Source organism: Paraburkholderia bengalensis (genome assembly GCF_037126505.1).
Lineage (GTDB): Bacteria > Pseudomonadota > Gammaproteobacteria > Burkholderiales > Burkholderiaceae > Paraburkholderia > Paraburkholderia bengalensis.
In genome coordinates this window covers 69,962-80,975 of the sequence record NZ_JACFYJ010000019.1, presented here as the reverse complement: position 1 = coordinate 80,975, position 11,014 = coordinate 69,962, and the positions used below count along the sequence as shown (strand labels likewise).

At 63.9% G+C, this 11,014-nt stretch carries 9 protein-coding genes and 1 pseudogene; 9 read left to right on the top strand and 1 reads right to left on the bottom strand.

Annotated elements, in window-relative coordinates; translation table 11 throughout:
- Positions 1 to 10: 10 nt before the first annotated feature.
- Positions 11 to 1,563, top strand: a pseudogene (locus H3V53_RS14365) (efflux transporter outer membrane subunit).
- 66 nt (positions 1,564 to 1,629) lie between these two features.
- Here H3V53_RS14365 and gcvA read toward each other — a convergent pair.
- Positions 1,630 to 2,535 (bottom strand): transcriptional regulator GcvA, encoded by a 906-nt coding sequence (gcvA, locus tag H3V53_RS14360; RefSeq protein ID WP_336598486.1) that lies wholly within the window; start codon positions 2,533 to 2,535, stop codon positions 1,630 to 1,632.
- Between the two features lie 116 nt (positions 2,536 to 2,651).
- On the opposite strand from gcvA, the gene H3V53_RS14355 reads away from it, so the two are divergent.
- From H3V53_RS14355 to H3V53_RS14320, 8 genes are all read left to right on the top strand, one after another.
- The gene (locus tag H3V53_RS14355; protein ID WP_336598485.1) at positions 2,652 to 3,494 is read left to right on the top strand and encodes a DMT family transporter; all 843 of its coding nucleotides are present in this window, start codon (positions 2,652 to 2,654) and stop codon (positions 3,492 to 3,494) included.
- Between the two features lie 41 nt (positions 3,495 to 3,535).
- Positions 3,536 to 3,958 (top strand): GFA family protein, encoded by a 423-nt coding sequence (locus H3V53_RS14350; protein ID WP_336598484.1) that lies wholly within the window; start codon positions 3,536 to 3,538, stop codon positions 3,956 to 3,958.
- Between the two features lie 337 nt (positions 3,959 to 4,295).
- Positions 4,296 to 5,096 (top strand): MetQ/NlpA family ABC transporter substrate-binding protein, encoded by an 801-nt coding sequence (locus tag H3V53_RS14345; RefSeq protein ID WP_336598483.1) that lies wholly within the window; start codon positions 4,296 to 4,298, stop codon positions 5,094 to 5,096.
- Positions 5,097 to 5,101: 5 nt separating this feature from the next.
- On the top strand, positions 5,102 to 6,490 hold the full coding sequence (locus tag H3V53_RS14340; RefSeq protein ID WP_336598482.1) for an LLM class flavin-dependent oxidoreductase: 1,389 nt from the start codon (positions 5,102 to 5,104) through the stop codon (positions 6,488 to 6,490).
- A 29-nt stretch (positions 6,491 to 6,519) separates the two neighbouring features.
- Complete coding sequence (locus H3V53_RS14335) at positions 6,520 to 7,686, top strand: methionine ABC transporter ATP-binding protein (RefSeq protein ID WP_336598481.1); 1,167 nt, start codon at positions 6,520 to 6,522, stop codon at positions 7,684 to 7,686.
- Entirely contained in the window at positions 7,679 to 8,335 is a 657-nt protein-coding gene (locus H3V53_RS14330) for a methionine ABC transporter permease (protein WP_336598480.1), read from the top strand. Before H3V53_RS14335 ends, H3V53_RS14330 begins: the two co-directional genes overlap by 8 nt.
- A 28-nt stretch (positions 8,336 to 8,363) precedes the next feature.
- A complete protein-coding gene (locus tag H3V53_RS14325; RefSeq protein WP_336598479.1) occupies positions 8,364 to 9,575 on the top strand; it encodes an acyl-CoA dehydrogenase family protein in 1,212 nt (403 codons plus the stop codon).
- A gap of 65 nt (positions 9,576 to 9,640) precedes the next feature.
- Entirely contained in the window at positions 9,641 to 10,969 is a 1,329-nt protein-coding gene (locus tag H3V53_RS14320) for an Nramp family divalent metal transporter (protein ID WP_336598478.1), read from the top strand.
- The last annotated feature ends 45 nt before the right edge of the window (positions 10,970 to 11,014 follow it).

Below are 11,014 nucleotides of genomic sequence, written 5' to 3'. Positions count from 1 at the left end.
GAAAAACATAATGAAAAGATTTGAACAGATGAGCGGCATGGGCCGCGCGGCGGCGAGTGCGCTGCTGATGTTGCTGCTCGCGGCGTGCTCGGTCGAGCCGACGTACAAGCGTCCCGATGCGCCGACGCCGGCAGCGTTCAAGGAAGCGCCCGCAGCGCATCGACGACGATCGCAGCGAATCCTCCTCTGCCTGCAAGCGAAGCAGGCACGTGGAAAGCGGCCGAGCCCGCCGAAGAAGCGCAACGCGGCGAATGGTGGACCGTGTTCGGCGATACGACGCTCGACGCGCTGGAGAAGCAGGCCGCCGATGCGAACCAGGACCTGAAGGCGGCGGCGGCACGCGTGCAGCAATCGCGTGCAGTGACGCAGGAGGCGCGCTCGCACTGGTTCCCGTCCGTCGATGGCGGCTTCGGCCCGACGCGTGAGCGTCTGTCGCCGGCTTCGCAGTTCCTGCCGAACGACGCCCAGGTGCCGACGCAAACGCTGTGGCGCGCGCAGGTGACGGCATCGTATGAAGTGGACCTGTTCGGCCGCGTCAGTTCGAGCGTGCACGCCGCGCGTGCCGACGAAGCGCAAAGCGAGGCGCTGTTCCGCTCGGTGCAGCTCGCGCTGCAGGCGGACGTCGCGCAAAATTATTTCCAGCTGCGCGAGTTCGATACGCAGCTACGCTTGTATCGTCAGACAGTGACGCTGCGTGAAGACACGCTGAAGCTGGTCGAGCGCCGCTTCAATGAAGGCGACATCAACGAGCTGGATGTGTCGCGCGCCCGCAATGAACTGGCGACGGCGCGCGCCGATGCGGTGGGTGTCGCGCGTCAACGCGCAGCTTCCGAGCACAGCCTCGCGATTCTGCTCGGCAAGCCGCCTGCGGACTTCTCGTTCCCCGAGACGCCGCTCGTGCCGGTGACGGTGAGCGTGCCCGCCGGTTTGCCGTCGGCGCTGCTCGAACGCCGGCCTGATATCTCGGCGGCGGAACGCGCGATGGCAGCGGCGAACGCGCGCGTCGGGCTGGCGAAGTCGGCTTTCTTCCCGAAGCTCGATATCACGGGCGCATTCGGTTACGAGTCGTCGACGCTCGGCGATCTGTTCCAGTGGTCGAGCCGCGCCTTCCTGCTTGGACCGTTCGCGGGCACGGCGCTGACGGTGCCGTTGTTCGATGGCGGCCGACGCAAGGCGAACCTCGCCAACGCGCGCGCGAAGTATGACGAGGACGTCGCGCAGTATCGTCAGCAGGTGCTCGTCGCGTTCCGCGAAGTCGAAGACAATCTTTCCGATCTGCGCTTGCTGGGCGACCAGACGCGCGAGCAGACGGATGCCGTCAATGCATCGAAGCGCGCGGAGCATTTGTCGCAGACGCAGTACCAGGAAGGGCAGGTCAGCTATCTCGACGTGATCGATGCGCAGCGGCAGACGCTGCAATCGCAGTTGCAGTTGAGCCATCTGGCGGGCACGCAGGCGGTGTCGACCGTGAACCTGATTCGCGCGCTCGGCGGCGGCTGGGGCGATGTGAAGACGGATGTCGGCAGCGCCGATGCGCAGGCGCAGCAGGTAGCGAAACGCTGATGCTTGCGTGATGACCACTGCAGTCTAAGGCGTGAAGCGCGTGAAGCGTGAGAAGCGGACCTTGTTTCAAGGTCCGCTTTTTTTGTCAGCACGCCCCTCGCGTTCGAGCCACGAACGCAATAGCGCAACCAGTTCGTCGCCAGACTTCTCTTCGGGAACGTACGTGCAATAACTGCGCGACAGCAGACGCGGAAGCGGAAACGGTGCGACGAGCCGCCCAGCAGCGAGGTCGTCGGCGACCAGTGCGGTCGGGCCCATTGCGATGCCGATTCCATCGATGGCCGCCTGCAAGGTCAGATAGAAATGATCGAAGGTCAGCGACGCGGCCGGCCGCAGCGCAGGCATCTGGGCGCTTGCCAGCCAGTCGGGCCAAAGCCGCGGAAGACTCGACGTGTGCAGCAACGTGTGCTGCCGCAAGTCGCCGGGTGAGCGAAGCGGCACGCGCGCCAGCAGCGCCGGACTGCACACGGGAAGCCGTTCCTCGGACAGGAAAGGCCGCATCGAGTAACCGTAGAACGTGTCCGGACCACCCCGGATCACGATGTCATAGCTCTCTTTCAGACTTTCGAGCGGCCCGTTCGACGTCTCGACTCTGACCTCCACGTCAGGATGTTCTGTGCGGAATGTCGCGAGTCTTGGCACCAGCCAGCGCAGCGTGAACGTCGCGGGCGCGTTCACGGACAACGTGCGAGGGGCCGTTTCAATCGCGCCATATCTTGCGGTTGCCTGCGCGAGCTGTTCGAACAGCGGACCGATTTCGTCCAGATAAGACTTCGCCGCAGGCGTCAGCTTCACGCGCCGGTTGTGCCGCTCGAACAGCGGCGCGCCCAGCCATACTTCGAGCAGACGCACATGCTGGCTCACCGCACCGTGCGTCACGTGCAACTCCGTGGCGGCTTCCTTGAAGCTGCCGAGCCGGCCCGCAGCCTCGAAGGCCCGCAAGGCATTGAGCGGCGGCAAGATCCGTTTCATCTGGTGATAGTTTTTCTAACTCGAACAGCCAATTTATCTGGTTTGTCGCGCAGCGACAAGATAGATATCCTGCTGACAGCACTCGCTTACTTCACTCCTGTCAGTCCAACCATCGCATGCTCAGTTACACCGGCGGTATCGTGTTGTTCGCTGCGTTGCTCCACGCGAGCTGGAACGCGATGCTGCACGGAAATCGCGACCGGTTCCTGTCGATGACATGGATGAGCATCGCGATTGCCGCGATCTCCACGCTCGTCATCCTGTTCAGTCCGCTGCCGGCCAGTGCGTCGTGGCCGTACATCGTTGCCTCGGGGCTCGTGCATTTCTTCTACAACGTGAGCCTCGTGCGCTCGTATCGACGCAACGACCTCGCGCTGGCGTATCCGATCGCGCGAGGCTCGTCGCCGCTGCTCGTCGCGCTCGGCGCGGCCCTTTTCGCGCGTGAGGCGATTGGGCCGTTGCACGCGCTCGGGATTGTAATGATCTCGGGCGGCATCATCGCGATTGCGCTGTGGGGGCAGCATGTGTCGCGCGCGGGTGTGCTCGCTGCGCTGACGACGGGCGCGACGATTGCGCTTTACACCGTGATCGACGGCATCGGCGTGCGCGTGTCGGCCGGCCAGTCGCTCGCATACACCGCGTGGATGTTCATGTCGTACTGGCTGATGCCGCTGCTGTTCGTCGCGATGCGCGGGCTCACGCCGCTACGCACGTCGATACTCGGGGAGCCGATGTCGGTGGGTTCATCGGTCGTAGGCGGCGTGGTGTCGATTGCTGCGTATGGCATCGTGATCTGGGCGTTGCAATCGGGCGCGATGGGCGCAGTGTCGGCGTTGCGCGAAACCAGCGTGGTGTTCGCGGTGTTGATCGGGCGCGTGTTTCTGCGCGAATCGGTCAGTGCAACGCGCTGGCTCGGGTGCATGGTCGTCGCAGCGGGCGCCATGTGTCTGGGGCTTTGAGATCGCGTGAAGCGGATTGTTAGAGAGGAGATACAGACGACATGACGGGCAATTCGAATCATCGGACGGGCCAATGCCATTGCGGCGCGGTGCGTTTCAGCGTGACCCTCGGCGACGGCTTCGATTCGGTGCGCCGCTGCAACTGTTCTTACTGCCGGATGCGAGGCGCCGTCGTGGTCGCCGTCGAGAAGGCCGGGTTCGAGATTCTGCACGGCGAGGACGTGCTCACCACTTACCGCTTCAATACACGGACAGCGCAGCATTTCTTCTGTTCACGCTGTGGCATATCCACGCATCTTCAACGGCGATCGAATCCGAATCTATTGGGTATCAACGTGGCGTGCCTCGACGGCGTGAGTCCGTTCGATTTCACCGACGTGCCCGTGATGGATGGCGTCCATCATCCTGACGACACGGGCGTGCCGGCGCGTCGCGCAGGCACGCTTCGTTTTATTCCCGACTGAAAACCCAGCGCTGCCGGCTCGCCTTCCACGCAGCGGTCGCGGAATTTCTCACATATCGCATTTCACGATTTCCATTCGAAAATCGCTTCGTAGACCGCTGTCGGGCGCGTCTCTATCATCGTCTGACCTCAAATGGAGAGAGGCGATGACCCATCCTGTTTCCCGTTGTCGGTGCTGACCCCTCGCAGCGCCCGCTAGCGTGCCGTAGCCCGGCGCAGCATGTCGCGATCGGCCACGCCGACGAGCGCCATTCCTTCTTGCATCGTGTCGGGACGCGCACAAGCGCCCGCGGACTCGCGCATCCCCAGCCAATCATCACGTCCAAGCAGAGTTGATCATGAGTCTCTTTCGATTCGTCCAGGCGATCACGTTCGCGATCGTATTGAATGCCACCGCCGCATTCGCCGCCGACACCTCGACACTGAAGATCGGCACGGCAACCAGTCCGCAGATCGAAGCGCTGAAAGTGGCGGCGCGCGAGGCCAAGGCGCAAGGACTCGATGTGAAGATCATCGAATTCACCGACTGGAACACGCCTAACGCCGCGCTCGCGAACAAGGACATCGACGTCAACTATTTCCAGCACATTCCGTTTCTGGAGAACGCCAAGAAACAAGGCGGCTATGACTTCGTCGCGATCGCGCCGGGCACGATCATGAAGATCGGTCTGTATTCGAAGAAGGTCAAGCGCTTCCAAGATCTGAAAGACGGCGCGACCGTCGCCATTGCGAATGATCCCGTCAACGGCGGGCGCGGCCTGTTGCTGCTGCAGCGGGCGGGGCTCATCAAGCTCAAGCCTGGCGTCGACTATCGCGCGACCACGCTCGATATCGTCGAGAACCCGAAGCATCTGAAGATCGTCGCACTCGAAGCGTCGCAGCTCGCGCGCTCGCTCGACGACGTCGATCTCGCGCAAGGCTACCCGAGTTTCATCAAGCTCGCGGGCACGACCGATCCGAACAGCGCGCTGCTATTCGATGGACTGGAGAACAAGAACTTTGCGATTCAATGGGTGGTGCGTCCGGAGAGCGTCAATGACTCGCGCATTCGCAAGTTCATTTCAATCTATCAGCATTCGCCCGCCGTGCGCGCGGAACTCGACAAGGCGTTCGGCACGCTGTACGCAGTGGCATGGTGACGACGATGGCAAAGAAAAAGATCTTGCTGAACGCGTTCAACATGAATGCCGTCGGCCATATCAACCATGGCTTATGGACGCATCCGCGCGACCGTTCGGCGCATTACACGGACCTCGACTATTGGACGAATCTCGCGCAGACGCTGGAGCGCGGCAAGTTCGACGGCATCTTCCTCGCCGATATCGTCGGCGTGTATGACGTGTACCAGGGCGGTCCCGGCACGCCGCTGCGCGACGCGGTGCAGATTCCCATCAATGATCCTGCGCTGATCGTGCCCGCGATGGCGCATGTGACGAAGCACATCGGCTTCGGCGTGACGGCGAACCTCACTTACGAGCCGCCTTATCTGTTCGCGCGGCGCATGTCGACACTCGATCATCTGACGAAGGGCCGTGTCGGCTGGAACATCGTGACGGGCTATCTCGACAGCGCCGCGCGCGGCATGGGGCTCGCGCAGCAGGTGAGTCACGACGATCGCTATGATCGCGCCGACGACTACATGGACGTCGTCTACAAGCTCTGGGAGCAGAGCTGGGAAGACGATGCCGTCGTGCGGGATCGCGAAGCACGCGTCTTTTCGCAGCCGGGCAAGGTGCATCGGATCAAGCACGCCGGGCCGTACTACTCGATCGATGCGATCCATCTGAGCGAGCCGTCGTTGCAGCGCACGCCTGTGCTGTATCAGGCGGGTTCGTCGGCGCGCGGCGTGGATTTCGCCGCGCGTCACGCGGAGTGCGTGTTCATCGGCGGGCAGAACAAGGCGCTGACCAGATCGATCGTCGACGACATTCGTTCGCGCGCGGTGCGTTTCGGCCGCGCGCCCGACGACATCAAGATATTCGTCGGCATCACGGTGGTGGTCGATCGAACGGAAAAGGCGGCGCAGGAGAAGTTCGACGAATACCGTCGCTATGCCAGCGCGGAAGGCGGCCTTGCGCATTTCTCCAGTTCGACGGGCATCGACTTCGCCGAATACGCGCTCGATGAGCCGATCAGCTACGTGAAGACGAACTCGATGCAGTCGGCTGTCGAAGCCATTTCGAGCCGCAGCACGACGGGCGTCTGGACCAAGCGCAAGGTGCTCGAGCAGATGCAGCTGGGCGGCCGCACGAAGCCGTTTGTGGGCTCGCCGCAGCAGGTTGCCGACGAGCTGCAATCGTGGCTCGACGAGGCGGGTGTGGACGGCTTCAATCTGACGCGCACGGTGATGCCCGAATCGTTCGAAGACTTCGTCGATCTCGTCGTGCCGGAGCTGCAGAATCGCGGCATCTACAAGACCGACTATGATCCCGCGCCGACGTTGCGCGAAAAGCTCTTCGGCGCGGGCCGCGCGCGCTTGCCTGACGAACACGCGGGCGCGCAGTATCGTCTGCGCGCGAAAGCGTTGGCGTGAACCTGGCCGTCCGAAAAGGAATCGACGATATGACCCATCTGCTCGACATCGCGCGTTTTATCGAAGACGGCCCGGCGTTCGCCGCGAAGCAGGCGCCGCAGGACGACACGCAGCACGCCGTGATATTCGACGACGTGGGCAAAGTATTCAGCGCGCGGCGCGGCGAACAGTCAGCTGCGCTTGCGAATGTGCAACTGGGCGTGCGGCGCGGCGAGGTGTTCGGCATCATCGGCCGCAGCGGCGCGGGCAAATCGACGTTGCTGCGCCTCGTGAACGGACTTGAAAAGCCGACCTCCGGCACGGTGCGCGTGAACGGCGTGAGCGTCGGGGAGCTTGACGAGCGCGGACTCGTCGCGTTGCGCCGGCGTATCGGCATGGTGTTCCAGCACTTCAATTTGCTGTCGGCGAAAACCGTACGCGAGAACATCGCGTTGCCTCTGAAAATTGCGGGCGAGCCCAAACAGAAGATCGATACGAAGGTGGATGCACTGCTCGAACTCGTCGGTCTGACGGCGAAACGCGACGCGTATCCAGCGAGTCTGTCGGGCGGGCAGAAGCAGCGCGTCGGTATTGCGCGCGCGCTGGTGCACGACCCCGACATTCTGCTATGCGACGAAGCGACGTCCGCGCTCGATCCCGAAACCACGCAATCGATCCTCTCGCTGCTGCGCGATATCAATCAGCGCCTCGGTCTCACGATCGTGCTGATCACGCATGAGATGGAAGTGATACGCGAAGTGTGCGACACGGTCGCCGTGATCGAAAAGGGCGAGGTGGTCGAGACGGGGCCTGTATGGCGCGTGTTCGGCAATCCGCAGCACGATGCGACGCGTGCGCTGTTGCGCACGCTGGTTCACGATCTGCCTGCGGATCTCGCTTCGCGCGTGAAGCCTGCACGCGATGCCGTGCCGCGCGACGCGACACAAGTGCTGTTCGATGTGCGCTACACGGGCGCCGATCCGCAAGAACCCGATCTCGCCGCGCTGAGCGCCGCGCTGAGCGAAGCGGGCGGTCGCGTGAGCTTCGTGCACGGCGGCATCGATCGGATTCAGGGGCATGCGCAAGGGCGTCTTGTGGTGGCCGCGCCGTTGCCCATGTCATCGCACGATGAAGGCGCATTCGACGCGCGCCTTGCCGCGCTGATCGCGAACGCGCGACGGCACGCGAATCACGTGGAGGTGCTCGGCTATGTCTGAACTCTGGCTATCCGAACTCGCCGGCGCGATTCGCGACACGCTGCTGATGGTCGGCATCTCGGCCGTGATTGCGCTCGCGATGGGCATTCCGCTTGCGCTGGTGCTGGTCACGACGACGCGCGGCGGCATCTTCGAACGGCGCTCGGTGAACACGACGCTCGGCGCGCTCGTCAACGCGTTTCGCTCGACACCCTTCATCATTTTGCTCGTCGCGCTGCTGCCGCTCACGCGTGTGCTGATAGGAACGACGATCGGCGTGTGGGCCGCGATCGTGCCGCTGTCGATTGCGGCGATTCCGTTCTTCGCGCGCGTTGCGGAAGTGAGCCTGCGCGAAGTGGATCGCGGCCTGATCGAAGCCGCCCAGGCGATGGGCGCGCAACGCCGTCACATCATCTGGCATGTGCTGCTGCCCGAAGCGTTGCCTGGCATTCTCGGCGGCTTCACGATCACGGTCGTCGCGATGATCGGATCGTCGGCGATGGCGGGCGCCGTCGGCGCGGGCGGACTCGGCGATCTCGCGATCCGCTACGGCTATCAGCGTTTCGACACGACCGTGATGGTGACGGTGATCGTGCTGCTGATCGCGATCGTCACGGCCGTGCAGTTCGCGGGCGACCGGCTGGTGCGCCGCCTCGCGCATCGCGCATGAAGCGCTCGCGCGCACTCACGGAGACGGCATGAACGATCCACGCATTCCCGCGCCGTCCGCGGGACAAGACTTAGGCGCTGCGCAAACCACGCAGGACTTGCGCGCGCTGATCGACAGGCTGCAGCAGACAGCCGCCGCGCGCGACCGCGCGGGCGGTCATGCAGCGCAGGAAAAACAATGGATCGCGGACGCAGGCTTGCTGACGCTCGCCGTGCCGCGCGAATTCGGCGGCGCGGGCGCGCGCTGGCTCGACGTGTACGAGACGATCCGCGCCATCGCGCGTGTAGACAGCGCGCTCGCGCATTTGCTGGGCTTTCAGTATCTGCAGATCGTGAGCATCGATGTGTGGGGCAACGACGCGCAGCGCGAGCGCTATCTGCGCGGCACGGTGGAAGGCCGCTGGTGGTGGGGCAATGCCGTGAATCCGCTCGATGCGCGTCTGGTTGCAAGCGCAACGGATGACGGCGGCTATCTGCTCGACGGCGTCAAGGGTTTTTGCTCGGGCACGCGCGGCTCGCAGATGATGACCGTTTCCGCGCACGATCCCGCGACGGGCAAGCCGATATTCGCCGTCGTGCCGACTGCGCGCGCGGGCATCGTCGTCAACGAGGACTGGAATCCCATCGGTCAGCGGCAAACGGATAGCGGCAGCGTGTCGTTCGCGCGCGTGAAGGTCGAAGCGCAAGAGGTGCTGCATCGTTCGGAAACGGCGCCTGCGCCGCGCGCGACGCTGCGCACGCTCGTCTCGCAACTCGTACTGACCAATCTGTTCGTCGGCATCGCGGAAGGCGCGCTCGAAGAGGCGCGCCGTTACGTGACGCAGCATGTGCGGCCGTGGATCAACTCGGGTGTCGAGCATGCGCGCGATGATCCGTATCTGCTCCAGCGCTTCGGCGAGATGCGGCTCAAGGCGGTGGGGGCCCAGGCGCTCGCCACGCGTGCGGCGCTCGCGCTCGACGACGCATGGAGCAAAGGCCATACGCTGACCGCCGACGAACGCGCGCACGTCGCGCTGGTCGTATCGGAAGCGAAGATTTACGCGCATCGCGCGGCGCTCGACGTGAGCGAGTCGCTGTTCGATGCCTGCGGCGCGCGCGCGACGGGCGCACCGCTCGCGCTAGACCGTTTCTGGCGCAACGCGCGCGTGCATACGCTGCATGATCCCCTCGACTATCGTGTGCGCGATGTCGGACGCTACGCCCTTGATGGGACACTGCCGGACGTTTCTTTGTACACTTGAGGTCGTTTAGCGGCACGCATCTTGCCTTGCGTGCCGCGCGTTCGTTCACCTCGAGGTCACCGGCTTTGCAGTTCAAACTTCCTACTACAGCAACCGCGCCGTTTTGCCCTTCCGAGGTGCAGGGCTCCGTCGCCGTCTCGCAGTCCGCACCGTTCTGGAAAAAGATAGTTCAGTTCGCGGGTCCCGGCCTGCTGGTCTCGATTGGCTATATGGACCCGGGAAACTGGGCCACCGATATCGAAGCCGGCTCGCGCTACGGTTACAACCTGCTGTTCGTCGTGGTGCTGTCGAGCCTCGCCGCAATGGTCCTGCAGTGTCTGAGCATGCGGCTTGGCATCGTGACGGGCCGAGACCTCGCCGAGCTGTCGCGCACGCGCTATTCACCGGGCGTTGCGCGGGGCCAGTGGCTGCTCGCCGAGCTGTCGATCATCGCGTGCGATCTCGCCGAAGTGCTGGGCGGCGCGCTCGCGTTTCACCTGCTGTTCAAATGCTCGCTGACGGTCGGCGTGATCCTGACGGCCTTCGATACGCTGATCGTGCTCGGCCTCAAGGGCAAGAACTTCCGCGATCTCGAAGCGATCATGCTGGGCCTGATCGCGACGATCGGCGTCGGCTACATCATCGAGCTTGCGCTGGTGAAGCCGCACTGGCCGTCTGTGGCGGCGGGGCTCGTGCCGTCGTGGCAGGCCATCGACACGCGCGAGCCGCTCTATCTCGCGATCGGCATTCTCGGCGCGACGGTGATGCCGCATAACCTGTATCTGCATTCGTCCGTGGTGCAGACGCGCGCTATCAAACGCGATCGCGAGGGCATTGCGGGCGCCATTTCGCTGTCGCGCATCGATACCATCGTCGCGCTGTTTCTCGCGCTGCTGATCAACGCGGCGATCCTGATTCTGGCGGGCGCTGCGTTCCATTCGACGGGCCACACGCAGGTCACCGAAATCGAGGACGCGTACCGGCTGCTTGCGCCCATCGTGGGCACGGGTTTCGCGGCCGTGCTGTTCGCGATCACGCTGCTCGCGTCGGGACAAAGCTCGACGTTCACGGGCACGGTGGCCGGGCAGGTCATCATGGAAGGGTTTCTGCAGCTGAAGATTCCCTGTTACCAGCGCCGCTTCATCACGCGCGCGCTCGCGCTGATTCCCGCCCTCGTCGGCGTGCAGATGCTGGGCAACGGTGCCGTCGGCCAGTTGCTGGTTGCAAGCCAGGTGGTGTTGAGCCTGCAATTGCCGTTCGCCCTTTATCCGCTGATCCGCATGACCGGCGACCGCGCGCTGATGGGCGAATTCGCGAACCGGCTGCCCACACGTTTCATCGCGTGGGCGCTGTTCGTGCTGATCAGCGCGGCGAACCTCTGGCTCGTGGTGCAGACGTTCGGCCTCGCGGGCTGACCGCCCGGTGGGCATGACGCTGCCGGCGTCATGATCGATGAATGC

Bases quoted from the DNA above. Each gene is read 5' to 3' on its own strand.
- gcvA (WP_336598486.1), bottom strand. From the start codon at position 2,535: ATGAAACGGATCTTGCCGCCGCTCAATGCCTTGCGGGCCTTCGAGGCT.
- H3V53_RS14355 (WP_336598485.1), top strand. From the start codon at position 2,652: ATGCTCAGTTACACCGGCGGTATCGTGTTGTTCGCTGCGTTGCTCCAC.
- H3V53_RS14350 (WP_336598484.1), top strand. From the start codon at position 3,536: ATGACGGGCAATTCGAATCATCGGACGGGCCAATGCCATTGCGGCGCG.
- H3V53_RS14345 (WP_336598483.1), top strand. From the start codon at position 4,296: ATGAGTCTCTTTCGATTCGTCCAGGCGATCACGTTCGCGATCGTATTG.
- H3V53_RS14340 (WP_336598482.1), top strand. From the start codon at position 5,102: ATGGCAAAGAAAAAGATCTTGCTGAACGCGTTCAACATGAATGCCGTC.
- H3V53_RS14335 (WP_336598481.1), top strand. From the start codon at position 6,520: ATGACCCATCTGCTCGACATCGCGCGTTTTATCGAAGACGGCCCGGCG.
- H3V53_RS14330 (WP_336598480.1), top strand. From the start codon at position 7,679: ATGTCTGAACTCTGGCTATCCGAACTCGCCGGCGCGATTCGCGACACG.
- H3V53_RS14325 (WP_336598479.1), top strand. From the start codon at position 8,364: ATGAACGATCCACGCATTCCCGCGCCGTCCGCGGGACAAGACTTAGGC.